This window comes from Sphingobium sp. 22B (assembly GCF_001580035.1).
Taxonomy (GTDB): Bacteria; Pseudomonadota; Alphaproteobacteria; order Sphingomonadales; family Sphingomonadaceae; genus Sphingobium; species Sphingobium fuliginis.
This window is the reverse complement of the sequence record NZ_LTAB01000001.1, coordinates 485,668-510,305: the sequence shown is the minus strand read 5'-3', so window position 1 is coordinate 510,305 and position 24,638 is coordinate 485,668. Positions and strand designations below refer to the sequence as shown.

Sequence of the window (24,638 nt, the reverse complement as noted above, 5' to 3'; positions counted from 1 at the left end):
TATGTCTAACAGTGATTGCGAAAGGCCGTAACCATGGATCCGATCCTCGATCGCACCGGCGTGCAGGTCCGCGCCGCGCTGGAAGGCATCCCGCAGGTCAAATCTTTCTTCGACGAGCCGACCAACACGGCGAGCTATGTGGTGCACGATCTGGAGACGCGCGCCGCCGCGATCATCGACAGCGTGCTGGACTACGACGCCGCTGCGGGCCGCACCGCGACGGCATCGGCCGACGCCATCATCGCTTATGTGCGCGAGCAGGGGCTGACGGTGGAATGGCTGCTCGAAACGCACGCCCATGCCGATCACCTGTCGGCCGCGCCGTATCTCCAACGCGAGCTGGGCGGAAAGCTCGCGATCGGCAAGGCGATCCTCGCGGTGCAGGACATCTTCGGCAAGGTGTTCAACGCCGGCAGCGATTTTGCGCGGGACGGCTCGCAATTCGATCGCCTGTTCGAGGACGGGGATGAGTTTGCCATCGGCAAGCTCAAGGTGACGGTCCTGCATGTGCCCGGTCACACGCCCGCTGATCTTGCCTATGTGATCGGCGATGCGGCATTCGTCGGCGACACGCTGTTCATGCCCGACTACGGAACCGCTCGCGCCGATTTTCCCGGCGGCGATGCCCGCACGCTGTTCCGTTCGATCCGCCGGCTGCTGACCTTGCCGCCCGAGACGCGCGTGTTCCTCTGCCACGACTACAAGGCACCGGGGCGCGACGACTTCCGGTGGGAAACGACGGTCGCCGAAGAGCGCGCATCCAACGTCCATGTCCATGACGGCGTGGAGGAACAGGACTTCGTTGAGATGCGCGAGGCGCGCGACGCGAAGCTCGGCATGCCCAAGCTCATTCTCCCCTCGATCCAGGTCAACATGGCCGGGGGCGAGCTGCCCAAACCCGACGAGAACGGCACGCGCTATCTGAAAATCCCGCTGGACGCGCTGTGATGGACGCGCTGCTCGGCGATGCGATGCCGGTCGCGGGTTTTGTCGGCGGACTGATGATCGGCGTCGCTGGTGCGATCATGCTGCTCGGCCTCGGCCGGATCGCCGGGGTCAGCGGTCTCGCGGCGACATCCTTGGGGCTGAGCGGGCCGGATGCGGACCGCAAGCTGGCGCTCGCCTTCGTGGCCGGCTTGCCGCTTGGCGCGGCACTGGTGATGCTGGCCGGGCCGGTGCGTATCGTGTTCCCGGACTCGCTCGCCTTGCTGGTTGTGGGCGGCTTGCTCGTAGGTTTCGGCACGCGGCTCGGCAGCGGCTGCACCAGCGGGCACGGGGTCTGCGGCCTGTCGCGGCTATCGCCGCGCTCGCTCGTCGCAACCGGGCTGTTCATGGCGGCGGGTTTTGCCACCGTCGGGCTGATGCGCTTGGCAGGGCTGCTCTGATGCGCGTCGTCATCGCTCTTGCCGGTGGTATCCTGTTCGGCGCCGGCCTCGCTGTGTCCGGCATGGCCGATCCCTCGCGCGTGACGGGCTTTCTCGATCTCTTCGGCCGCTGGGATCCGACACTCGCCTTCGTGATGGCGGGCGCGATCCTGCCGATGGCGGTCGCGTGGCGCGTGCAGAGGCGGGCACCGCACGCGCTGTCCGGCGAGCCCTTCCGCGTTCCGGCAACCGCCAAGCTCGATGCTCCGCTGGCGATCGGCGCGCTGCTGTTCGGCGTCGGATGGGGGCTGAGCGGCATCTGTCCCGGCCCGGCAATCGCAAACCTCGGCCTCGCGCCGCTTTCCACAGTTCCGTTCATCGCGGCCATGGCGGCGGGGATGGTTCTTCATAGGCTGTGGGCGAGCCGTAACCGATAGCCCGAAAGGCACTTGCCATGGACAAGATCACGTCCGTCACCGGAGATTTCTCGACGACCGGGCAGGTAGGCCCCGAGGACATGGCCGCGATCGCCGCGCTCGGCTTTCGCGCGATCATCTCGAACCGGCCCGACGGCGAGGATGCCGGACAACCCAGCGCCAAGGCCGTCGCAGAGGCGGCGGAGGCGGCCGGGCTCAGCTTTGCCCATCTGCCGGTCACGACACGCGATATCGCGCCGCCTGACGCACAGGCGATGCGCGAGGCGATCGAAAGGCTACCCGGCCCGATTCTCGCCTTTTGTCGCACCGGCGCGCGTTCGCAGGCGATGTACGCGGCTGCGATGAAGGCGGGCGGGCCTGCCCTGGACTATGACGTGGTGATCGTTGGCGGCGGCAGTGCGGGTATCGCTTGTGCCGCCAGTCTTCTCAAGCGGCAGCCGGACCTGTCGATCGCCGTCGTCGAGCCTGCCGAAATCCACTATTATCAGCCGGGCTGGACGCTGGTCGGCGCGGGTGTCTTCAAACCGGAGGCGACATTCCGGCCGATGGCCGATGTCATGCCACCTGCGGCGCACTGGTTGCACCAGCGCGCTGCGGCCTTTCATCCCGACGACAATCAGGTCGAACTGGCCGAGGGCGCGCGGGTTGGCTATCGCGCGCTCGTCGTCGCGGCAGGAATCAAGCTCGATTGGGACGCCATCCCCGGCCTGCGTCAGGCGCTGGGCGAGAACGGCGTCACGTCCAACTACCGCTATGATCTTGCGCCCTACACGCGCGATCTGGTCCGCACGCTGGCGAAGGGGAAAGCGCTGTTCACGCAGCCGCCCATGCCGATCAAATGCGCCGGTGCGCCGCAAAAGGCGATGTATCTCTCCTGTCATGCCTGGGAACGGGACGGGCGGCTGCGGGAGATCGACGTCGAGTTCCACACCGCCGGCTCGGTCCTGTTCGGCGTCCCTGAATATGTGCCCGCGCTCATGCGCTACATCGAGCGCTATATGATCGGGCTGCAGCTCGGCTCCACCCTTATCGAGGTAGACGGCCCGGGGCGGCGAGCGGTGTTCCGGCGCATGCTCGGGCAGCGGTCCGAGACCTTTGCGCGCTCCTTCAACATGCTCCATGCGGTGCCGCCCCAGGTCGCGCCCGACTTCGTGGCGACAAGCCCGCTCGCCGACGAGACCGGCTTCGTCGAGGTCTTCCCGGCCACGCTACAGCATCGCCGATGGCCCAATGTCTTTGCACTCGGCGATGTCGCCACGACGAGCAATGCCAAGACGGCGGCGGCGGCGCGCAAACAGGCGCCCGTCGTTGCGATCAATCTGCTGGCGATGCTGGACGGCAAGGCCCCTCAAGCGGCCTATGACGGCTATGGTTCCTGCCCGCTGACGGTCGAGCGCGGAAAGATCGTGCTCGCCGAGTTCGGCTATGGCGGCAAGCTGCTGCCGAGCTTCCCGTCCTGGCTGCTCGACGGGCGTCGGCCGACACGGCGGGCCTGGTTCCTGAAGGATCGCATACTGCCGCCGATCTACTGGCACGGCATGCTCAAGGGGCGCGAATGGCTCGCCAGGCCGGCGCGCGTCGATCAGCCGCAATGACGCTAGAACCCGTTCAATATGTGCTCGGCCTCGCGTCGGGCGGTCTGGTCGGGTTCAGCCTGGGCCTTGTCGGCGGCGGCGGCTCGATCCTCGCGGTCCCGCTGATGGTCTATGTGGTCGGCGTGCCGAGCGCACATGTCGCGATCGGCACCAGCGCGCTCGCGGTCGCGGCGAACGCCGCCACGGGCCTCGCCAATCACGCATCGGCGCATAACGTCAAATGGCGCTGCGGCGGCATCTTCGCGGCGAGCGGCATCGTCGGCGCGGCGCTCGGCTCGACCTTCGGCAAGATGGTCGACGGCGACAAGCTGCTGTTCCTGTTCGCGCTGGTTATGCTGGTGGTCGGCGCGCTGATGCTCAAGCGCCGCGGCGACCCTGGCGACCCCCGCGCCGAATGCACGCGCGAGAAAGCCCCCAAGGTCGCGGGCTATGGTCTGGGCTCCGGCCTGTTCTCGGGCTTCTTCGGCATCGGCGGGGGCTTCCTGATCGTGCCGGGGTTGGTGGCTTCGACCGGCATGCCGATCCTGCTCGCGGTCGGCACCTCGCTGGTCGCGGTCACGGCCTTCGGGCTGACGACGGCGGCCAACTACGCTTTCTCCGGCCTGATCGACTGGCCGCTCGCCCTGCTGTTCATCGTGGGCGGCGCGGCGGGCAGCTTCGCCGGCACCCGGCTCGCGCGCCGCCTCGGCGCCAGCACTGGCCGGCTCACCATCGTCTTCGCGTCGCTGATCTTCGCAGTCGCCTTCTACATGCTGTGGAAGAGCGGCGCCGCGCTATTTGCATGAAAGGGACAAGACCATGACTTTGCACATCGGCGACACCGCGCCTGACTTCACCGTCGATACCCAGCTCGGGCCGATCAGCTTCCACGAGTGGGCCGGGGATAGCTGGGTGTTCTTCTTCAGCCATCCCGCCGACTTCACGCCGGTCTGCACGACCGAGATGGGCCGCACCGCGCAGCTCGCCGAGCAGTTCGCGCAGCGTGGCACCAAGCCCCTGGGCCTGTCCACCGACACCGCCGACGAACATCGCAAGTGGATCGCGGACGTCAACGAGACCCAGCATACCGATCTGCGCTTCCCGATCGTGGCCGACGCCGATCTCGCCATCGCCCGCATGTATGACATGATCCATCCCGAGCAGAGCGAGACGGCGGCGGTGCGCTCGGTGTTCATCATCGATCCGATGAAGAAAATCCGGCTCTCGATGACCTATCCGATGAGCGTCGGGCGCAACTTCGATGAAATCCTGCGGGTCATCGATGCGCTGCAGCTCGGCGACCGGAGCCGGATCGCCACGCCGGCGGACTGGATGCCGGGCAAGGAGGTCATCATCCCGCCGTCGATCGGCGACGAGGACGCCCGCCGCCTGTTTCCGCAAGGCTGGACCGAGCATCGATCCTACCTGCGCACGACGATGGTCGACTGAATCGCCGCGGAGGAGCGGCCCTGGGTCGCTTCCCCGCCACCACATGCATGGGCGCGCCAAGCCGACGCCGTTGAGGACAGGCCATGTTCGAATCGTTCGATGCTCTCTTTCTTGCGCGCGCGCAGTTCGCCTTCACGGTGAGCTTCCACTTCATCTTCCCGGCCTTCTCGATCGGGCTGGCGAGCTATCTGATGGTGCTCGAAGCGCTGTGGCTGAAGACCGGAAGCGGCGTCTATGCCAACCTCTACCGCTACTGGCTGAAGATCTTCGCGGTAGCCTTTGCGATGGGCGTCGTCTCCGGCATCGTCATGTCCTACCAGTTCGGCACCAACTGGTCAGTGTTCAGCGACAAGGCCGGGCCGGTGATCGGCCCGCTGATGGCCTATGAGGTGCTGACCGCCTTTTTCCTCGAGGCCGGGTTCCTCGGCGTCATGCTGTTCGGCATCAACAAGGTCGGCCCGAAATTGCATTTCACGGCGACCTGCCTCGTGGCGCTCGGAACCTTCATCTCCGCATTCTGGATTTTGTCGGCCAATAGCTGGATGCAGACGCCGACCGGCTACGAGATCGGCGCGAACGGCCAGTTCCTGCCCGGCCCGAGCTGGGCCGCGATCATCTTCAATCCCAGCTTCCCCTATCGCCTCGTCCACACCGTCATCGCCGCCTATCTCACGACCGCGTTCGTGGTCGGTGCGGTGGGCGCCTGGCACCTGCTCAAGGATCGCACCAATCCTGGCGCGCGCACCATGTTCTCGATGGCGATGTGGATGGCCGCGCTGGTCGCGCCGGTCCAGATTTTCGCGGGCGACATGCACGGGCTCAACACGCTGGAGCATCAGCCCGCCAAGGTCATGGCGATGGAAGGGCACTATCAAAGCCATCCCGCTGGCGCCCCGCTGATCCTGTTCGGCATCCCCAACAGCACGGAAAAACGGGTCGATTTCGCGGTCGAGATACCCAAGGCGTCATCGCTCATCCTCAAGCACGATCCGAACGCGCCGCTGGCCGGTCTCGATACCGTGCCCGATGATCGGCAACCGCCGGTCGGGACGGTGTTCTGGGCCTTCCGGATCATGGTCGGGATCGGCTTCGCCATGCTCGGACTCGGGCTCTGGAGCCTGCTCGCGCGTGCGCGAAAGCGGCTTTACGACTGGCCCTGGTTGCACCGTGCGGCGATCGTGATGGGGCCATCGGGCTTCGTCGCGGTGATCGCGGGATGGGTGACGACCGAAGTCGGCCGCCAGCCCTGGACCGTCTATGGCCTGCTGCGCACGGCGCAGTCGGTCGCGCCGCTCGACGCGCCGGCGGTCGCCGCGTCCCTGCTCGCCTTCATCACCGTGTATTTCGCGGTCTTCGGCGCCGGCACGATGTATATCCTCAAGCTCATGGCCAAGCCGCCGGAGCCGCACGAGGATCCCGTGCCTATCCATGGCCCGGTGCGCACCGCCGGCATCACGCCGGCCCCGGCGATCGAGGGAGGCCAGCCATGATCAATCTCACCATCGTCTGGGCCGGCATCATTGCCTTCGCCGTCGCTGCCTATGTGGTGATGGACGGGTTCGATCTCGGGATCGGCATCCTGTTCCCGCGCTTCGCGGTCGGCCGCGACCGAGACATGGCGATGAACAGCATCGCGCCCGTCTGGGACGGCAACGAAACCTGGCTGGTGATGGGCGGCGGCGGCCTGCTCGCGGCGTTCCCGCTCGCCTATGCGATCGTCCTGCCGGCGCTCTATGCGCCGCTGATCGCCATGTTGCTCGGTCTCGTGTTCCGGGGGGTGGCCTTCGAGTTCCGCTGGCGCGATCCGGCGCACCGGCGCTTCTGGGATTTCTCGTTCAGTGCCGGCTCGATCGTCGCGACGCTGGCGCAGGGCATCACGCTCGGCGCGCTGCTGCAGGGCATCACGGTCGAGGGCCGCGCCTATGCCGGCGGATGGTGGGAATGGCTGTCGCCATTCTCGATCGCGACGGGCGTCAGCCTGCTGATCGGCTACGCCTTGCTGGGCGCCTGCTGGCTGATCTGGAAAACCGAAGGACCGCTGCACGATCAGGCCCGCCGCATCGCGAAGCCGCTGCTGCCCGCGCTGCTCGTCGCGATCGCGGTGGTGAGCGCGTGGACGCCGTTTCTCGAAGGTCAATATTACCGCCGCTGGTTCGAATGGCCCGGCGTGCTCGCCAGCGCGCAGATGCCGCTGCTGGTCGCCGTCACCGGCTTCCTCGCGTGGCGCGCGATCCTCAAGGGGCGGGACTGGACGCCGTTCTTCCTGACGCTGGCGCTGTTCGGCCTCTCGATGATCGGCCTCGCCATTTCGATCTGGCCGGACGTGATCCCGGGGCGAGTCTCGATCTGGGAGGCGGCAGCGCCCGAGCGCAGCCAGGTGTTCATGCTGATCGGCGCGGCCGTGCTGGTGCCGGTCATTCTCGCCTACACGGTCTGGGCCTATTGGGTCTTCCGAGGGAAAGTCGATGAGACTGGATACCACTGAACCGCAAAGCCCGCTCTGGCGGCGGCTGCTCTGGTTCGCGGCGATCTGGCTCGCGAGCGTCGTGATCCTCGCGGGTGTCGCCTATGGCATCCGCCTGGTGCTCAAACAGTAAGCGCAAGGGAGCGCCCGCTATGAATGACAAGCTGACCGACGGGCATAAGGATGGCGGGCTGCCGGCATCGGAATGGGCGGGTGGATCGGGCGAGCGCTGGCTCGCCAATCTCGACGGTTTGGAGCGCATGATCGAACCGATCGGCACGGCGCTGCTGACCCAGGCCGGCTACCGCCCCGGCGAGAGGGTGATCGACATCGGCTGCGGCGGCGGGTGGACGAGCCGGCAGATCGCGCGGGCAGTCGGCCCCGATGGCGCGGTGACGGGTCTTGATATTTCGCCGGCGCTTGTCGAGGCGGCGCGCTCGCGCGCCGAGGCCGAAGGCATCGCCAATATCGCTTTCGAGCTGGGTGACGCGGGCGTCGCCATGCCCGCGTCGGCTCCCTTCGATCGCCTGTTCTCGCGCTTCGGCACGATGTTCTTCGACGATCCCTATGCGGCCTTTGCCAATCTGCGCTGCATGGTCGCCGACGGCGGCCGGCTCGATATCGCGGTGTGGGCAAGGGCCGGCGAGAACCCTTGGTTCGTAGCGGTGACGGATGTCCTCGCAAGGCATGTCGAGATGCCCAAGCCCGCGCCCCGCGCGCCCGGACCCTTCGCTCTGGGCGAACCGGAATATCTTCGCGACCTCCTGACCCGAGCCGGCTTCGCCGAGCCGCACATCGTGCCGTGGGAGGGCGCCTATTATATCGGCGGGCCGGGCAACAAACCCGATGCTGCCGCCGCCTTCGTACTGGAATCGATGCATGTCGCAGACCTGCTGAAAGGCGACCGCGCCCTGCAGGATGTCGTCCGCGAGGATCTGGCGCGTGTGTTCGCTGCCCACGAGACCGCGAACGGCGTTGCGCTGTCCGCCAAGGTGCTATTCGTCAGCGCCGAGGCGGGCGAGCAAAGTGAGGGCCGCCGCGGCGACCCCGCCAGGAAGAACAAGCTGGGAGTGCGCTATGATGAACCGCAGACGTCCGTTTCTCCTGCTGGCGGTGCTCGCCATGAGCTTTGAGCCCGGTGCGGTACAGGCTCAGGGTGCGCGCGATCCGGCGCATCCGGTCATCGCCGGCTTCGGTACGATCACGCCATTGCCCGATGCCGCCAATCAGCCCGACACGGCCGTCAATTACCGGGCGGTCTTCAACGTCACCAAGGCGGCCGCGAAGCCCGAAGAGGTGAACCCCTCGCTCGATCGCGTCGCGCGCTTCGTCAATCTGCTGGGTTCGAAGGGCGTGAACCCCGCGCCCGGTGCGCTGGTCGCGGTGATCCATGGTCCCGCAACGCCGATCATCATGAACGATGCGGCCTATCAGGCGCGCTTTGGGCGTGCCAATCCCAACACGGCGCTGATCGCGGCGCTTCGGCAAGCGGGCGTCGAAATCCATGTCTGCGGCCAGGCCCTCGGGCGGGCGGGCATCGAACCGGCGTCGGTATCGCGGGACGTGACAGTCGATCTCGCTGCCATGGTGACGCTGGCGACGTTGCAGCTCAAGGGCTGGGCGCTCATTCCCGATTGAGCGCTGCACCGCGTGGGGGACTGCTAAGCGGGCCTTAAGGTGGCGGGTCGATGCGATGACGCATGACCCGTCCCCTGCAAGCTGCGCGGCACGCGCCATCGCCGTCATCGTCAGCCATGCTCTGGCTGAAGCGTCTTGCCGCGATGATCGCGCTGATCCTTGCCGGCCTGGCCGTCCCGGCGCACGCGCAGCCCCGGCCTCACATCGCAGCATCGATCGTCGCGGCGAGCGACACGCCGCGCCCGGGGGCTACGACCCGCATCGCCATTCGCATGGCGCCCGAGGCGGGATGGCACGGCTATTGGATCAACCCCGGCGATAGCGGTCTTTCCGTAGAGGCAAAGTGGCAGGCGCCGGCGGGCGCAACGATCGGCGCGCTTCGGCACCCCGCGCCCACGCTGCTCGAACTGGCCGGTATCGCCAGCTACGTCCACGAAGGCCCATTCACGCTCCTGGCGGACCTCAAGCTCGCCCCGTCGATCGCGCCCGGGACAGCGCTGCCGATCGCGGTCGATCTGAACTGGCTGGCCTGTTCCGACACGTTATGCGTCCCGGAGCGTGCCACGCTTCGGCTTCAGCTCGTGTCAGGCGACGGCGCCCCGGCGAGCGGCGCGCCCGCGATCATCTCGGCGGCCGAGGCGGCGCTGCCGCGCAGCGGCGCCAGCGGCGCCAGCGGCACCTTTGCCCGTATTGGCCCCGACCTGGTGTTCGACATTGCCGGTGCGGGTTCGCTCGATCCCGCCAAGGCGCGCCTGTTCCCCGCTTCGGCCGATTGGTTTGAGGCGGCAACGCCGCAAAGCGTGACCCGCGCGGCGGGTGGTGCCGTCACGGTGCGGGTGGCTGCCACAGGCGAGCGCCCCAGCGGAAATTTCAGCGGCGTCCTGAGCGACGGGCGGCGCAGTGTCGCCCTCACTGCCAAAGCCGGGTCCGTAGCGGCGCTTGCATCGCCGGGGGTGACGGAACTGCCCGACACGCCCAAGCTGGTCCTCAGCGGCGATCCTGAGACGTTACAGGCCCCTCCCGCCGATCCGGGCAGGGTGACGTCCGCCGGCGCGACGCCAGCGCTCTTCGCCGCGCTGATGGGCGCCTTGATCGGCGGGCTGCTGCTCAACCTCATGCCGTGCGTGTTTCCGATCTTGTCGTTGAAGGCGCTGAGCCTCGCCAGGGCCGGCGGCAATCGCAGCGCCGCGCGGATCGAGGGCATCGCCTATTTCGCCGGCAGCGTCGCCACGACGGCACTACTCGGCGCGATCCTGATCGCGGCGCGCGCGCTTGGCCACGATATTGGCTGGTCGTTTCAGTTGCAGGATCCTCGCATCATCCTCCTGCTCATGCTGCTGTCGCTGGGCATCGCACTCAATCTCGCGGGGCTCTTCGAGATCAGGGGCATATCGCTGTCCGGCGGCCGTCTGGCGCAGCCGGGCTGGAGCGGTGCGTTCGGCACCGGCGCGCTCGCGGCGGTGATCGCAACGCCCTGCAGCGGTCCCTTCCTCGGGGTGGCGCTGGGCGCCGCGCTGGTGTTGCCGGCGCCGGCGACGCTGGCGGTGTTCGCCGGCCTTGGCGCGGGCATGGCGCTGCCATTCTTGTTGATCGCCTTCGTACCGGCATTGCGGCGCGTGCTGCCCAAGCCCGGCCGATGGATGGAAACCTTCCGCAGGCTGCTCGCCATCCCGATGCTGCTGACCGCGATCGGGCTCGCCTGGGTGCTGGGACGTCAGAGCGGCGTTGATGGACTGGTTATTGGCCTGCTCCTCGCCGCTATGGCAGCGGTCGCCCTATGGTGGGCGGGGCTGCGTCAATCGGGCGGCAAGGGGACCGGCATCGCTCTATCGGTTGTCGCCGGCGCGGCGCTGCTGGCGCTCGTCATCGAGCTGCCCGCGCCCGCCTCGCCGCCGCCCGTCACGGCGGCGAGCGCCAGCGCCGAGCCGTTCAGCGAAGCGCGGCTCGCCGAGCTGCGCGCGCAAGGCAAGCCGGTGTTCGTCGACATGACCGCCGATTGGTGCCTGATCTGTCAGGTCAACAAGCGGGTCGCGATCGACCGGGCAAGCACGCAAGAGGCATTCGCCCGCGCAGGCGTGACGACGCTGGTCGGGGACTGGACGCGCGGCGATCCCGCTATCACGCGCTTCCTCGCCGCGCGCGGCCGTAATTCTGTGCCCTATTATCTGTTCGTGACACGCGGCGGCGAGCTGCGCGAGCTGCCGCAAGTGCTCACCAGCGACATGCTGGTGGAACAAGCCGCTACGTCATGATCGCGGCGCGCTTGGGGATCTTCGCCCTCGGCGCGGTGTCATCGCTGGGCTTCGCGCCGTGGTCGCTATGGCCTGCCACGATCGGCGGCCTCATCCTGCTGCTGCGCATCGCCGGCATGGCGCCGGACTGGCGGCGGGCGGCGGCAAGCGGGTGGTGGTATGGATGGGGCCTCGGTTGCGCGAGCCTGACGTGGATCGCGCACGCCTTCACCTATCAGGCGGCCATGCCCGCTTGGCTGGGCTGGCCGGCGGTGGTGATCCTCGCGGCCTATACCGCCTGCTATTGGGCGCTCCCGCTGGGCCTTGCCCATCTCGTCACGCGCCGCGCAGGGGCTACACCCTTCGCGCTAAGTGCCGCCGCGCTCTTCGTCCTCGCCGAATGGCTGCGGGGCGTCCTCCTCACCGGCTTCCCGTGGAATCCGCTCGGGGCCATCTGGCTACCTGTCAGCGAAGTCGCCCGCGGTGCCGCCACGATCGGCGCGCTGGGACTGTCGGGCATCACCCTGCTGGCCGCCGGCTTGATCGCCAGTGCGACCCGCGACGCGGGGGTTCGGCCGCTGGCACTGGCCGCCTTCGTCATGACCGTGCCGATCGCCGTCGCCGGTCCGCGTGCGGCGCGCGATACGGCGACGGCGATCAGCCTCGTCCAGGGCAATATCGATCAAGCCGACAAATGGCGGCCCGGTCAGGGAGCGGCGCAGCTCGCGCGCTACCGCGCGCTGAGCGGTCCGCCCGGCGCGCCATTGGGGCCACGCCTCATCTTCTGGCCGGAAGCCGCCATCATCGATCCGCTCGATAGCGACCCGGCGCTACGTCGGCGCGCCGCTGCGATATTGCGGGCCGGCGATCTCCTGTTCACGGGGGCGACCGGGACGGCCGGCGCCGACGGTTACAGCAACAGCGTGTTCGTGCTCGATGCCGCTGGCCGGGTTCTTGGGCGCTACGACAAGGCGCATCTCGTCCCCTTTGGCGAATATCTACCGTTTGCGGATGTGCTGGGACGTCTAGGTATAGGCCGCCTGGTTCCCGGCGAAGCTGCCTTCGTGCCTGGGCCGGGTCCACATACGCTGGCGATCGGCGACCTGCGCGCCGGCGTATCGATCTGCTACGAGATTATCTTCCCGTCCGCCGTCGTCGATCAGGCGCGGCGTCCCGCCTTTTTGTTCAATCCGTCGAACGATGCCTGGTTCGGCGCGGGCGGCCCCGAACAGCATCTGGCGCAGGCGCGCCTGCGGGCGATCGAGGAAGGCGTGCCAATCATCCGAGCGACGCCGACCGGCCACACCGCGGTCATCCGCTCTGATGGGAGCATCGCCGCGAGCCTGCCCCCGCATGAGGCGGCGCGGCTCGATACGGTGCTCCCGGCGATCGGACCCGCAACGCTCGTCAGCCGATGGGGAACAGCTTTGCCGCTGGCAGCCGCCATCTTACTGCTCACGCTGTTTATGACGCAGACGATGCTACGATCCGGACCGCGCCGCTCGCAGGCGCCGCCACCACTTTCATCCTCCGCAAAGCGCCCTCGACGATCGCGGTGACGCTGCGTTCATCGGTATGGATGTCCTCGCCCTGGGCAAAGGCGGTGTAGCGATGGAGCCCGTCGAGCATCCCGGCATTGGTCGCGACCTTGTAACGCGCCTGCGGCTCGATCGCACGGCCGTCGATCGCGGCGTGGGTGATACGGTTTCCCGCTGGCCGGTTGAGATCGGCCGTCCAGGCTATGCCCGATGTCTGCACGAGGCCGCCGACTCGGGCCAGATCGTCATCGGGGCTAAGGTTCGTGGCGCTTTGCTCGAGAACCGATCGGACCTGTGCGCCCGTCATCGTCAACGTCACCAGTTTGGTCGGGTGGGGCAAGAGGGTGTAGAGCCGGTCGCGAGTTACCGGGCCCGGCTCGATCGAGACACCGTAACCGACGCCCGGCATGAATGCGACGTCGGCGCCGGTTTCCTCGCGCAGGATCATGCCCACCAGCGCATCGAACGGGCTCTCCGATTTGTATCGGCGCCCGATGCGGTCGGTGGCAGTCGCCAGCACTTCGTCCATCTCGCGCCTGTAGGGGCCGTCCTCGCGGGCGACCGCTGCCGCCATCGCCGGGTCATCGGGATGCTGGTCGTTCCACAATTCGACCACGCCGCTGTCGAGCTGCCGAATACGCCCGCCAGCGCCAACCACGACGGTCAGGCGGCCGATCATCGCGGCGTCTGACAGAGCCTGGACGATCCATGTGCCGCCGATTTTCTCGGCCGGGGCGATCAGGTCATGCGAATGGCCGCCGATGATGATGTCGACCCCGGGAACCTCGCGGGCGAGCTTGCGATCGACGGCCGTGCCCTGATGCGACAGCAGCACGACGATATCGGCCTGTTCGCGAAGCCGAGGCAGATAGCGCCGGGTCGTCTCGATCCCGTTCGCGAAAGTCAGCCCCTCGACGTTACTCTTGGAACCCGTGAGGCCGGTATTGTGATAGCTGAGCGCCAGCATCGCGATCCGCACGCCGCCCGCCTCGAAGATCTTCCACGGCTCGCCGAAGACAGGCGAGCCCTTCTCCAGGGTATTGGCGCCGCGCATCGGGAAGGTGGCGAGCGCCTGCAGCTCGCGCGTGCGCTCAAGGCCATAGTCGAAATCATGATTGCCGAGCGCCATGAATTGATAGCCGAGCTGGTTCATCAGCCGGATCATCGTTTCGCCGCGGGTCGCGTTGCCGACGAAATCGTCACTGAACGTGTCGCCGGCATCGACGAGCAGCACGTTGGCGGGGCCTTGTTCCCGGCGCGTGCGCTCGACCACACCCGCCAGTGCGGCAAAGCCGCCGATCCTGCCCGTGCGGGCGAACTCGACAGGGGTGCGGCCGGTATCGCCGGTCTGCGAGGTGGCATTGCCGGGCGCAACGGTGATGGGCGCATGGCGCCCGTGCATGTCGTTGGTGTGCAGGATCGTGAAGCTCCGATCCTTCGCCTCGACAGCGCCGCCGCCCATCGTGGCCAGGACCAATCCTGCCAGCCAACCTCGCATCGTCATTCCTTTCCTTCGATCAGGAAGGGGCGAGGCCCCTTGCCTGGTGAAACGCTTCTTTGAACTCGCTTTGGGACAGCGCGCCGATGACGAGCAGCGGGCCGATCAGGAACGCCGGCGTCCCGGCGATACCGAGCGAGAAGGCGTCGGCCCGGTTCCTGCCAAGCGTCAGGTCGATCGCCTGGGCATGATCCTTCAATGCGGATATTGCGTCGTCAGATTGCCCGAGATCGAGAAGAACCCGAAGCGCTTCTCCGAATACATGATCGGCAATTGCTTGCCCTGCAGCTTGTCGCCCCGGTTCGAATAGATCTGGTTCATCATGTCGACCAGCGGGCAGCCGCGCGCGATCAGCAGGCCCTGCTGGCGATAGGACGGGAAGCACATGTCCTCGGCATCCAGCGCATAGGCCTGCGGCACCGCCACCGCCTCCTCGCCGAGCGATTTCATGTAGAAGCTGGTCTTGCCCTGCCGCTGCGCGCGGAACATGCGCTCGTCGAACGCGCGCAGCAACGCCATGTGGCGCAGCATGCGGCGCAGCGTTTCGGGCGAAAGCTTGGGGTCCCACGGGCCGACGGCGCGGTTCTCCTCGTCGAGCACGCGCACCATCGTATAGACGAGATCAGTGAACGGCGATGGCCCAGATGGAACGCGAGCTGGTCCGCGAGCGGACCACTGCTGCGCTGGCCGTCGCACGGCGCAAGGGCCGGTTCGGCGGGCGAAAGACGATGATGACCGAAGAGCGCCGGAACGCGGCCACCAAGCTGCTCAAGACGGAGATGTCGTCGCGCGAGATCGCGCGCGCGATCGGCGTCTCGATCTCGACCTTTTACAGGCATTTTCCCGCGCGATAGCTGCGGTGCCGACGCGTGCGGCGTATCACGGGAATGGGCGCGCAGCTGGCTGCTCAAGAATAACCCGGTTGCCCAAGCCATTCGAAGCCCGTGCCAGCGCATCGGCTGCGTCTGCAATCAGATCCTCGGAGACAGCGTTGGGGGCGAGTACGAGACCCGCCGAGCATGTCACCTCGCCGATCGGCGTCTCATTCTCGACGCGCTGCAGCTTTCGCCTCGAGAATGCCTTGCGGGCTGCGTTCAGCATATCGCGGGCGGCTTCGGGGTCGCAGTTGTCGAACACGATGGCGATCCGCTTTGCCTCCCAGCGGCCGACCCGGTGCGGCATGCAATGATCCCGCAATGTCTGGCCCAGCGCGCGCAGGACCCGCTCGACGACGCCGATCCCATGAGCCGCCCCGATCGAGGTGACCTGATCGAGCGCAACCAGCGCAAGAAGGGTAGGGCCTTCCCGCCCGAGTGCGGCGGTGAGCACCGAGTCGATCGCGATGCGGTTGAGGAGCGAGGTAGCAGGATCGATGTCGGTATCGACGCCCAGCGAGCGTAGGCGCTCGCGGACTAGCGCCGTCTGAAGGCTCAGCTGCTTCAACTGAAATTCCCCAGCATCTCGAAGAAGGTATGGTGCCGCGCGGTATAGCCGACATTGTCGAGGTCGTTGTGCTTGCCGCCCGCCCGCACGCATTTCTGCGCGCTCACCGCGGTGGAATAGGGCCGTGTCTCCAGCCCGGTGAATACGTTCTTGAACGGCACCATGCCCGCGTTGACGAACATCAGCGTCGGGTCGTTCTGCGGCACCAGCGGCGCGCTGGGCACGATCGCATGGCCGTTGCCGCCGAAGTAATCGAGGAAGCTGCGGCGAATGTCGTTGGTCGAGGTCATGCGCGGGGACTTAATGCGGAGTGGCGGCGGTGACTAGCGGGTCTATCTCGCCATCCGTCACCCGTGCCGCGCTTCACCCCATTCGTTCCACCCCAGCGATCGCGGTGTCCTGGGCAGGTACATGCTGTCGAGGCGGTCGACCCGGAACCCGGCGGCGCGCAGCATGGCCGCGGGCGGCCGCGTCAGATGGCATCCCCCGGCGAGACGCTTCCACAACGGCTCGATCCGCTGCTGCCACCGCGTCACCGCAGCGTCCGGCGCCAGCCCATGTTCGCAGAAGATCAGCCGCCCGTCCGGCCGCAGCACCCGCTTCGCCTCGTGCAGCGCCGCGCCGGCATCGTCGACCGAGCACAAGGTAAAGGTCGTGACGACGGTGTCGAAGGAATCGTCCCCGAACGGCAGCGCCTCGGCCGCGCCGTCGAGCACCCGCACCGTCAGTCCCTCGGCGCGCGGCGCCGCTTCGGCCCGCGCACGCAGTTCGGCCGAAGGATCGACGCCCACCACCTCGCTCACCGCGGCGGGATCGTAGAAGGTCAGGTTCAGCCCACCGCCGATGCCCAGTTCCAGCACGCGGCCACGCGCGCGCGGCACCACTTTCGCGCGCTGCCGCATCACCGGTTTGCTCGCACAGGCGCAGCCGATCAGCCGCGGCATGACATGACGGTCGTAGAACGAAACCACAATTATCCTCCCTGGGTCGGATCGACATTCAGCATACATTCCCCAAGTGGCATGCCGTCTGACGTGAGTTTCGCCTGAATCCGACCGCAGGACAATCATTTTCCGTCCCGAGCGGCGTCGTCGGGCGCGCAAGGCGCTGAGACAGGGCAGATCGGCCCGCGAAGCCGCCGTGTTGTGCCCTGGTGGCGGTGTTTTTCAGCGCAGCGGACAGACCCATCCTGCCGTTTTCGTTCAGTTTGGGCGTGGATGGCGGTCATGCGCATAGCGGAGGCGCTCGCAATCGGCGGATGGCGGCGAGGATGGCGCGGACCATCGGACCGGTGACGGCCACCTCGGCCAGCTGGAAGGTGATGGCGCGGGCATGGCGGACGACACGTGCCCCGATCTTGATCAGCTTCAGTTGCAGGCTGGTCAACGACCAGTCGGCCATCGTCTCGGGCAACTCGATGCAGCGCAAGAAGATGGCCAGGTTGTAGGCCAGCGCATGCAGTTGCAGTCGCACCTCATTGTCGCGGAACTTCCGGCATGACAGCCGCGTCCAGTGGAAGGCATATTTACCTTCCTTGATGTGCTGCTCGGCGGTGCCGCGCTGGTTATAGAACCGCACCACCCAGTCGGGCTCCATCGGCAGGTTGGTGACGATGAAGCCGACACGCGGGAACAGTTCGCCCGGATGCCATTCGATCTTGGCGATCACCCGGCGTTCCTTGTCCCAGGATGCCGCCTGATACTCGAAGTCTTCGTAGAAGCGCTTGACCTTGGTCAGCGAAGGTCGCCCGACAGGGCGCGTCAGCCGATGCGCGATCTTCTCGCGCAGGACGTTGTTCGCAGGCAGCCGGATGGCGTAGAAGAATCGGGCTTCTTCCAGCCGCTCATAGATCGCGGGGATCGCGTAGGCGGCGTCAGCCCGGAAGAACCGGCCGCAAAGGTCGCGCTCCGCGTAGCGGGCGATGACGGGGTCGAGAACGTCCCGCCAGCCATCGGCGCTGTGGACGTTGCCATGGCGCAAGGCGCAGCGCTCCAGCATGCCGAACTGGTTGAACAAAAAGTTCGGGTGATAGCAGGTGCAGTCGAAATGCCCGTTCCAGGCCGCGCCCTCCTGATCGCCATGGGTGGGGCTGACCGAACTGTCCATGTCCAGAACGATGTACTTCAGCCCGTTACGGTCATGGAACCGGTCGATCCATTGGCCATTCAGGTCGGCCAGCGCGGCACGGTTCTCGGGCTGTGCCAGTGTCTCGGTCTCGAACCGTCCCATCTGCGAGGCCGAGGCCGCTTGCGCATCGACAGCCCTTCCACCCACGACCTGGCGCATCACCGGATCGAGGGCCAGGCGGTCGGCGTCGTTCACATCCTCGTATCCGGCCAGTCGCCCGAACACCGATTGCCGGAACAACCCGTCAAGCCGGTGGACCGTGTTCTTGCCGCGCCGGGTGTCGCGCAATGCTTTTGCCGCCAGATCGGACAGCCCGAGCGCGTCATCCAGCTCGCGCATCACCAGCAGGCCGCCGTCGGAACTGAGCTGCGCACCTCGGAACTCCACATGCACCCGGCGGTCGAACTCGACCCGATCTGCCCGCTTCGAACCCGCACCCTCTGGGTGATCCATCAAACGCGCCCCTCACGGCCATCAACACCATGATTTATATCGGAAATATTGAGATCCTGACAGCAAAATCAGCGATTTACTTGGGGAATGTGGGTTCAAATCGCGTTCGATCCGGTCCCAGCGGCCCCCAGCCTGCTGCACAACCAGTTCGAGAACATTGCGTTCGAGCTGGCGCCGCTCGCGCATGAGGGCGTGATGAATGGGCGGGTAGATCCCCTGGTAATGCGCGGCGAGCGCGACCCGCGCTGCCTGCTCCGAGAGTGCGCCGAAGATCGGCCAGTCCTTATAGGCCAACTGGACACGGCCATCTTCGCGGAAGGCGGCATCCAGGTCCGGCGCCGCCTTGCGGCATGCCGGGCACTGATAGTCGGTGAAGATCACGACGCGCAGGTCCGCATCGTCCGGCCCCTCGGTGGGGCCGCCGGGATTGCGCAGGAGCGCCTGCGCCTGGGAGTTGGTCGACATGTCCCGGCCAAGCGGCGCGGTCGCCTGAAGAAAAACGCTGACGCCGTAACCGGCTGCGACCAAGCCGCCGAGCTGGAGTAGTTCCCGGCGCGACAGTCTTCGCCTCTCGGCCGTCATGACGGTGCGGCCGCGTCACCCCCCAGCGCCCGGACCAGGGCGATCGTCGTGCGGGCGCGGTCGAACGATACCGCGATGCTCGCCTGCTGCGCCGACAGCGCCGCGGTCTGGGCGGTCACGACTTCCAGATAGTCGGCCGCGCCGTCGCGGTAGCGATCGAGCGCCAGGCTTTCCGCGCGCGCGGCCGCGCCTGCAGCGATGCGCTGCTCGCGATCCTGACTGGCCAAGGCATTCGAACGCGACAAGCCGTCCTCCACCTCCTGAAACGCATCGAGGACGGTTTGGCGATAGTCGGCGGCGAGTTCGGCATATTCGGCGCGGCTCATGTCGAGCCGGGCCCGGCGCTGCCCGCCATCGAACAGGTTGAGGAGCGTGCTGACCGGGCCGAGACCCCAGAACAACGTGTCGGCGCCGATAATCGGCGCCTGGGTCGCCTGATAGCCAGCGCCGAGCCCCAGACTGATGCTGGGATAGAAGGCGGCGCGCGAAACCCCGATCCGCGCATTGGCGGCGACGAGCCGGCGCTGCGCCTCGGCGATGTCGGGACGGCGCTGCAGCAGCTCGGAAGGGAGCCCCGCGGCGAACGATGGCAGCGCCAGCTCGCGTTCGGTGGGCGCGATCGAGAAGGTGGAGGCGACTTCGCCGACCAGCGCAGCGATCCGGTGTTCAAGGCCCGCCCGCCGTGCCTTCAGCGCCTCGCTGCGGGCGCGGGCGTCGGCGACCTGCGCCAGCGATCGGCTGCGATCGACGCCCGACGCGATCCCGCCCTCGTAGCGCGTCACGATCAACTCGTCCGCGCGGGTGAAGGCCGCCACGGTGCGCGCCAGCAACGCCTGCTCCGCATCGACGGCGCGAAGCTGGACGTAAAGGTCGGCGACAGAGGTTTGCAGGCTGAGCCTGGCCGAGCGCAGCGCGGCTTCCTGCGCCTCGGCATCGGCGCGGGCGGCGCGCACGCTGTTGCGGACCCGTCCCCATAGATCCAGTTCGTAATCGAGCCCGATGCCGAAGATATATTGGTTGGTGGTGATGGGCTGCCCGGGGCCGATCGGGCGCCCGGCGGATAGCCGCTCGCGCGATGCGCTGCCCGAGAGGTCGACGCTGGGGAACAGGTCGGCGCGCGTGGCGCGCGCCGCCGCCAGCGACCGGTCGTAGCGCGCAAGCGCCGCGGCGAGCGTCGGCGTGCTCTCATCGAGGCGCGCCATGAGACCGTCGAGCACCGGGTCGCCGAACGCGCGCCACCAGTCACCGCGCGCGAGATGATCGCCCGGTGCGGCGCTCGACCATCCCTCGGCATGGCGGAACTGCGCCGGCGCGTCGATCGACGGCGTCTGCATCGGCGGCAGCGTCGAGCAGCCGGCAAGACCGAGTGCGGCGAGCGCTGCGAGACTAGCGCTTCGCATTGGGCGCCGCCGGCTGCCGTGCGGGAACCACGCGCACCCTGTCTCCTGCCGCGAGTGCGTCGGGCGGAGTCTGGATGACGCGGTCCGTGGGGCCGAGTCCCGACAGGATCTCGATCGTCGGGCCGCGATCCCGTCCGGTCGTCACGCGCCGGAGCGCCACCTTGCCCTGGCCATCGACGATCGCGACGCGGGCGCCTTCGGAGCCAAGGATCAGCGCGCTGGCCGGTATCTGGAATGTGCCGGTGCCGCCGGGGAGGGCGATATGCACTTCGGCATAGCCGCCGGGGCGCAGGCGGCGCGCCGCATTGTCGACGAGGAACTCGACCAGCATCGTGCCGGACTGGCGATCGACCGCATCGGCGAGGCGTGACAGGCTCGCCTCGAAGGTCTCTCCGGGCCGATCGGGCACCGTGAACGTCGCGCGCGTGCCGCGCGCAAGCTGGCCGGCAGCGGCCTGGGGCACGCGGACGTAGAGCCGCAGGCGGCTGACATCGGCGATGGTGAACAGTGGCTCGGCGCCGGCAGCGTTGGCGTTGACCAGCGCGCCGAGCTGCGCCGATCGGCTCGTGACCACGCCATCGAAGGGCGCGGTGAGGCGGGTGAAGCCGCGCAGCGCGTTCAGACGCCCGACATCGGCCTGGGCTGCCTCGGCGCGGGCATTGGCCGAAGCGAACTGGCCTTGCTTCTCATCCGCCTCCTGCCGCGACACGGCGTCCTTCCTCAGCAGGCCGTCCCAGCGGGTCGCGGTCGTCTCGGCCAGGCCCCGGTCAGCGCTTGCGGTGCGATAGGCGGCGCGAGCCTGGGCGAGCTGCTGTTCGATCTCCGGCGCATCGAGAACCGCGAGCATCTGGCCGCGTCGCACCTGATCGCCGATATCGGCGCGCCATTCGCGCACATAGCCGCTGACACGGGCATTGATCGCCGCGCGGTTGTAGGGATCGAGATTGCCCGGCAGCACGATCTCGCCGGCCTCCGAAGCGCGCGGCGGCGCGACGCTGACGGTCGGCAGCGCGTTTTCGGCTGCAACTGCGGCTTGCTCGTGTTCCGCCATGTTGCGGGTCACGAGGCCGCCGCCGACAAGCGCCGCCACGGCGATGATGGCCGCGCCGCCATAGAGCCTGGCGCGATTGGGTTTGGTCGTATCAGGCATGCTGGAGATCTAGCTCCCGGGTTGAGGGGGCGCCCTTGCGGTGCGCGAAGCTGAACAAGGCGGGCACGAACAGCAGCGTCGCCACTGTCGCGAAGATGAGCCCGCCGATGACCGCGCGGCCGAGCGGGGCGTTCTGCTCGGCGCCTTCGCCGATGCCGATCGCCATCGGCGCCATGCCGATGATGATCGCCAGCGCGGTCATCAGCACCGGGCGGAAGCGCACCGTCGCCGCCTCGATCGCCGCCTGGGTCGCGTCGCCGAGCACGGCAAGTCGCTCTCGCGCGAAGCTGACGACAAGGATCGAGTTGGCGGTCGCGACGCCCATGCACATGATCGCACCGGTCAGCGCCGGCACCGAGATCGTCGTGCCGGTGATGAACAGCATCCAGACGATGCCGGCGAAGGCCGCCGGAAGCGCGCCGATGATGACGAGCGGATCGATCCAGCTCTGGAAGTTTACGACGATGACCAGATAGATGAGCAGCACCGCGCCGATCAGGCCGAAGGCGAGCCCGCTGAAGGCTTGGTTCATCGTCTGATACTGGCCGGCGATGCTGACGGTGACGCCCTTGGGGCGCTCGCCGTCGAGATCGGCCATGATGCGCTGGATATCGCCGACGACGGCGCCGAGGTCGCGCGCCTGGGGACTGGCGTAGATGTTGATGACGGGTTGGATGTCGGAGCGGCTCGCGACATTGATCGTCGTGTTGCGCGTGACCGTACCAAGCCCGCCGAGCGTCTGCGCCGAGCCGGCGCCGGTTCCCGAAACCGGCAGGGACTCGATCGCGGCGATGGTGTCGACATCGAGTTCGGGCACTTGCGCCACCACCGGGTAGGAGATGCCGTTTTCCGGATTGAGCCAATAGACCGGCGCGGTTTGCTGGGTGCCGGCGAGCGCCGTCGCGATGTTGGTCGTGACGTCGCGTTGGGTAAGGCCATATTGCGCGATGCGGGCTCGGTCGATGTTGACGTCGAGCTGCGGCGCGCGCGAGGATTGCTGGATGCGCGCGTCGGCAAGCCCGGGCACGCCGCGGATGCGCTTCAGCAGCTTCTGCGCATAGGCTTCATTGGCTGCAACGTTGCGGCCGCGCACCTGAATATCGATCGGTGCGGGCGAGCCGAAGTTGAGGATCTGGCTGGTGATGTCGGCGGGCAGGAACGCGAAGTCGATGCCCGGAAAGCTCTTGGGCAGTTCGCGGCGCAGGGTCGCGACATGATCCGCCGTAGCAGTGCGCTCTTCGCCGAGCGTAATGAGGAGGTCGCCGTCGTTCGATCCCACGGTGCCCGAATTGTTGTAGATCGTGTTGAGCGGGGCCGACGAAAGCCCGACATTGCTGACCACCGACTTGATCTGCTCGGCAGGAATGATCTGGCGCACGCGGGCCTGCACGCGCGAGAGCAGCGTGGCGGTATCCTCGATCCGACTCCCTGCCGGCGCCCGCACGTGCATCGTGATCTGCCCGGCATCGACGCTTGGGAAGAAGTCGCGCCCGAGGGTGGGGATCAGGAGGAGCGAGGCGACCATCACGCCGAGGAAGGCCGGCATGAACAGCTTGCGGCCCGCGAGCACGCGCGCGAGGAGATGCCCGAAGCGGTCGCGGACCGCATCGAACCGCGTGGAAAAGCGATGCTGGAACCGGACCAGCGGGTTGCGCGAGGAAGCGCGGGCAGCCTCCTCCCCGTGATGATGCGGGCGCAGCAGATACATCGCCATGGTCGGGATCAGCGTGCGCGACAGGATGAACGAGGCGATCATCGCGAAGATGACGGCGAGCGCCATCGGCACGAACAGATAGCCCGCGACGCCGGGAAGGAAGAACATCGGCACGAAGACGATGCAGATGCAGGTCACGGCGACGAAGGCCGGGGTGACGATCTGGGCTGCGCCGTCCATGATCGAGCGCACCACCGGCTTGCCGTGCTCGAGGTGCCAGTTGACGTTCTCGATGGTGACGGTCGCATCGTCGACGAGGATGCCGATCGCCAGCGCCAGGCCGCCGAGCGTCATGATGTTGAGGGTGTTGCCGGTGAGCCCCAAGCCGAAGATCGCGCCGAGGATCGCCAGCGGGATGGTGATGATGATGATGACCGTCGAGCGCCAGGAGCCGAGGAACAGCAGGATCATCAGCGAGGTGAGAACGGCCGCAAGGGCGCCCTCGAACGCCACGCCGGACACCGCCGCCTTCACCAGAACCGACTGGTCGCCGATGAGCTGGACGCGGAGCGCATTGGGCAGCCCCTCGACGATTTGGGGGATGCGGTTGCGGATCGTGTCGACGATGGTGAGGGTCGAAGCCGCGCCGCTCTTGAGCACGGTCATCAGCACCGATCGCTGACCTTCGACCTGCACGATGTTGGTTTGCGGCGGTGCGCCGTCGCGAACCTGGGCGACATCGCGCATCAGGATGGTCGCGCCGTCGACCACCTTGACCGGGAGATTGTTGAGCTGCTCGACCGAGCCCGGCGCGTTGTTGAGGCGGACGTTATACTGAAGGCCGCCGACCTTGGCGAAGCCGGCGGGCGTGATCTGCGTCTGCGCGGCGATCGCCGCGGCGACGTCGCCCGCTGACAGCCCTTTGGACCGCAGCGCCTCGGGGTCGATGTCGATCTGGATCTGGCGCTGCTTGCCGCCGAAGGGGAAGGGCATGGCCACGCCGGGCACGGTGATGAGCTGAGGCCGTATCTGGTTTGCCCCCAGATCGTAGAGCTGCTGTTCGCTCAGGCCCTCGCCCGACAGCGCGACCTGCACGATTGGCACGGTCGAGGCGTCATAGTTGACGATGACGGGCGGGGTGACGCCGGGGGGAAGCTGGCGCAGGATCGTCTGGGAAATCGACGTGACCTGGGCGGTCGCGGTACGAATATCTACATTGGGCTGGAAGTAGATGCGCACGACGGCGACGCCGTTCATCGACTGGCTCTCGATCCGGTCGATGTCGTTGACGGTCGTGGTCAGCACGCGCTCGAACGGGTTGATGATCCGCCCCGCCATGTCGTCCGGGGACAGGCCGTTGAAGGTCCAGGCCGTCGCGATCACCGGCACACCGATGCGCGGGAAGATGTCGACCGGCATCCGAAGGACGGACAGAATGCCGAGACCAAAGATCAGCACTGCCATCACGATGAAGGTGAGTGGTCGCGTTAGCGCCACCCGCACGAGCGCCATCATCAGCAGCAACCGCGTGATGGTAGAATTTTGACAAGCATTGCGGTCCTCCTGTGGAAGGCCACACACCGCTTAGCTTAAGGCAATCTTATCGACGCTGCGGCGCAGCGAAAACCAGAAGCCG

The 24,638-nt window shown here is 67.3% G+C and carries 23 protein-coding genes and 2 pseudogenes; 14 read left to right on the top strand and 11 right to left on the bottom strand.

The window, feature by feature from the left end; all coding sequences use genetic code 11:
• Window positions 1–33 precede the first annotated feature (33 nt).
• The 13 genes from A0J57_RS02300 to lnt all read left to right on the top strand — a co-directional run bounded on the left by A0J57_RS02300 (window position 34) and on the right by lnt (window position 12,716).
• The gene (locus A0J57_RS02300; RefSeq protein WP_061938048.1) at window positions 34–948 is read left to right on the top strand and encodes an MBL fold metallo-hydrolase; all 915 of its coding nucleotides are present in this window, start codon (window positions 34–36) and stop codon (window positions 946–948) included.
• A complete protein-coding gene (locus A0J57_RS02295) occupies window positions 948–1,385 on the top strand; it encodes a YeeE/YedE family protein (protein WP_061938045.1) in 438 nt (145 codons plus the stop codon). The genes A0J57_RS02300 and A0J57_RS02295 overlap by 1 nt, the downstream gene beginning before the upstream one ends.
• Entirely contained in the window at window positions 1,385–1,801 is a 417-nt protein-coding gene (locus tag A0J57_RS02290) for a DUF6691 family protein (protein ID WP_170978391.1), read from the top strand. The genes A0J57_RS02295 and A0J57_RS02290 overlap by 1 nt, the downstream gene beginning before the upstream one ends.
• A 17-nt stretch (window positions 1,802–1,818) precedes the next feature.
• Window positions 1,819–3,396: a bifunctional protein tyrosine phosphatase family protein/NAD(P)/FAD-dependent oxidoreductase gene (locus A0J57_RS02285; RefSeq protein WP_061938039.1), complete on the top strand. Its 1,578-nt coding sequence runs from the start codon at window positions 1,819–1,821 to the stop codon at window positions 3,394–3,396.
• Window positions 3,393–4,181 carry a sulfite exporter TauE/SafE family protein gene (locus tag A0J57_RS02280; RefSeq protein ID WP_061938036.1) on the top strand — a complete coding sequence of 263 codons (789 nt, stop codon included), beginning with the start codon at window positions 3,393–3,395 and terminating at the stop codon, window positions 4,179–4,181. The genes A0J57_RS02285 and A0J57_RS02280 overlap by 4 nt, the downstream gene beginning before the upstream one ends.
• A 13-nt stretch (window positions 4,182–4,194) precedes the next feature.
• Window positions 4,195–4,824 carry a peroxiredoxin gene (locus tag A0J57_RS02275; RefSeq protein ID WP_061938033.1) on the top strand — a complete coding sequence of 210 codons (630 nt, stop codon included), beginning with the start codon at window positions 4,195–4,197 and terminating at the stop codon, window positions 4,822–4,824.
• 83 nt (window positions 4,825–4,907) lie between these two features.
• Entirely contained in the window at window positions 4,908–6,314 is a 1,407-nt protein-coding gene (locus A0J57_RS02270; protein WP_061938031.1) for a cytochrome ubiquinol oxidase subunit I, read from the top strand.
• Window positions 6,311–7,309 (top strand): cytochrome d ubiquinol oxidase subunit II, encoded by a 999-nt coding sequence (cydB, locus tag A0J57_RS02265; RefSeq protein WP_061938028.1) that lies wholly within the window; start codon window positions 6,311–6,313, stop codon window positions 7,307–7,309. The genes A0J57_RS02270 and cydB overlap by 4 nt, the downstream gene beginning before the upstream one ends.
• Entirely contained in the window at window positions 7,290–7,421 is a 132-nt protein-coding gene (locus A0J57_RS25140) for a DUF2474 domain-containing protein (protein WP_082718721.1), read from the top strand. Before cydB ends, A0J57_RS25140 begins: the two co-directional genes overlap by 20 nt.
• 19 nt (window positions 7,422–7,440) lie before the next feature.
• The gene (locus tag A0J57_RS02260) at window positions 7,441–8,421 is read left to right on the top strand and encodes a class I SAM-dependent methyltransferase (RefSeq protein ID WP_064232569.1); all 981 of its coding nucleotides are present in this window, start codon (window positions 7,441–7,443) and stop codon (window positions 8,419–8,421) included.
• Window positions 8,411–8,926, top strand: a complete 516-nt coding sequence (locus tag A0J57_RS02255; RefSeq protein ID WP_061938085.1) for a DsrE family protein — start codon at window positions 8,411–8,413, stop codon at window positions 8,924–8,926. Before A0J57_RS02260 ends, A0J57_RS02255 begins: the two co-directional genes overlap by 11 nt.
• Before the next feature lie 62 nt (window positions 8,927–8,988).
• Window positions 8,989–11,178 carry a protein-disulfide reductase DsbD gene (locus A0J57_RS02250; protein ID WP_235600762.1) on the top strand — a complete coding sequence of 730 codons (2,190 nt, stop codon included), beginning with the start codon at window positions 8,989–8,991 and terminating at the stop codon, window positions 11,176–11,178.
• A complete protein-coding gene (gene lnt, locus A0J57_RS25135; protein WP_076605703.1) occupies window positions 11,175–12,716 on the top strand; it encodes an apolipoprotein N-acyltransferase in 1,542 nt (513 codons plus the stop codon). Before A0J57_RS02250 ends, lnt begins: the two co-directional genes overlap by 4 nt.
• Here the strand turns inward: lnt and A0J57_RS02240 are convergent.
• The 3 genes and pseudogenes from A0J57_RS02240 to A0J57_RS02230 all read right to left on the bottom strand — a co-directional run.
• Window positions 12,622–14,157 carry a bifunctional UDP-sugar hydrolase/5'-nucleotidase gene (locus A0J57_RS02240; protein WP_160330003.1) on the bottom strand — a complete coding sequence of 512 codons (1,536 nt, stop codon included), beginning with the start codon at window positions 14,155–14,157 and terminating at the stop codon, window positions 12,622–12,624. The genes lnt and A0J57_RS02240 overlap by 95 nt on opposite strands.
• Window positions 14,158–14,212: 55 nt before the next feature.
• Entirely contained in the window at window positions 14,213–14,392 is a 180-nt protein-coding gene (locus A0J57_RS02235; RefSeq protein WP_061938016.1) for a hypothetical protein, read from the bottom strand.
• A gap of 2 nt (window positions 14,393–14,394) precedes the next feature.
• A pseudogene (locus A0J57_RS02230) lies at window positions 14,395–14,823 on the bottom strand (thiamine pyrophosphate-dependent enzyme); the annotation flags it as partial.
• A gap of 5 nt (window positions 14,824–14,828) precedes the next feature.
• Between A0J57_RS02230 and A0J57_RS25130 the strand changes: the two are divergent.
• Window positions 14,829–15,047 carry a helix-turn-helix domain-containing protein gene (locus A0J57_RS25130; RefSeq protein WP_082718720.1) on the top strand — a complete coding sequence of 73 codons (219 nt, stop codon included), beginning with the start codon at window positions 14,829–14,831 and terminating at the stop codon, window positions 15,045–15,047.
• A gap of 25 nt (window positions 15,048–15,072) precedes the next feature.
• Here A0J57_RS25130 and A0J57_RS02225 read toward each other — a convergent pair whose 3' ends face one another.
• From A0J57_RS02225 to A0J57_RS02190, 8 genes and pseudogenes are all read right to left on the bottom strand, one after another.
• The gene (locus A0J57_RS02225) at window positions 15,073–15,636 is read right to left on the bottom strand and encodes a GGDEF domain-containing protein (RefSeq protein ID WP_061938014.1); all 564 of its coding nucleotides are present in this window, start codon (window positions 15,634–15,636) and stop codon (window positions 15,073–15,075) included.
• Window positions 15,636–15,926, bottom strand: a pseudogene (locus A0J57_RS02220) (alanine--tRNA ligase-related protein); the annotation flags it as partial. The pseudogene A0J57_RS02220 and the gene A0J57_RS02225, both read right to left, overlap by 1 nt.
• A gap of 57 nt (window positions 15,927–15,983) precedes the next feature.
• Complete coding sequence (locus A0J57_RS02215) at window positions 15,984–16,607, bottom strand: class I SAM-dependent methyltransferase (RefSeq protein WP_328587029.1); 624 nt, start codon at window positions 16,605–16,607, stop codon at window positions 15,984–15,986.
• A 253-nt stretch (window positions 16,608–16,860) separates the two neighbouring features.
• The gene (locus A0J57_RS02210) at window positions 16,861–18,216 is read right to left on the bottom strand and encodes an IS1380-like element ISKpn23 family transposase (protein ID WP_003168745.1); all 1,356 of its coding nucleotides are present in this window, start codon (window positions 18,214–18,216) and stop codon (window positions 16,861–16,863) included.
• 21 nt (window positions 18,217–18,237) lie between these two features.
• Window positions 18,238–18,798 carry a thioredoxin domain-containing protein gene (locus A0J57_RS02205; RefSeq protein WP_082718718.1) on the bottom strand — a complete coding sequence of 187 codons (561 nt, stop codon included), beginning with the start codon at window positions 18,796–18,798 and terminating at the stop codon, window positions 18,238–18,240.
• A complete protein-coding gene (locus tag A0J57_RS02200; RefSeq protein ID WP_061938001.1) occupies window positions 18,795–20,198 on the bottom strand; it encodes an efflux transporter outer membrane subunit in 1,404 nt (467 codons plus the stop codon). Before A0J57_RS02200 ends, A0J57_RS02205 begins: the two co-directional genes overlap by 4 nt.
• On the bottom strand, window positions 20,185–21,348 hold the full coding sequence (locus A0J57_RS02195; RefSeq protein ID WP_061937998.1) for an efflux RND transporter periplasmic adaptor subunit: 1,164 nt from the start codon (window positions 21,346–21,348) through the stop codon (window positions 20,185–20,187). The genes A0J57_RS02200 and A0J57_RS02195 overlap by 14 nt, the downstream gene beginning before the upstream one ends.
• On the bottom strand, window positions 21,341–24,517 hold the full coding sequence (locus A0J57_RS02190) for an efflux RND transporter permease subunit (RefSeq protein ID WP_061938082.1): 3,177 nt from the start codon (window positions 24,515–24,517) through the stop codon (window positions 21,341–21,343). Before A0J57_RS02190 ends, A0J57_RS02195 begins: the two co-directional genes overlap by 8 nt.
• Window positions 24,518–24,638: the final 121 nt, after the last annotated feature.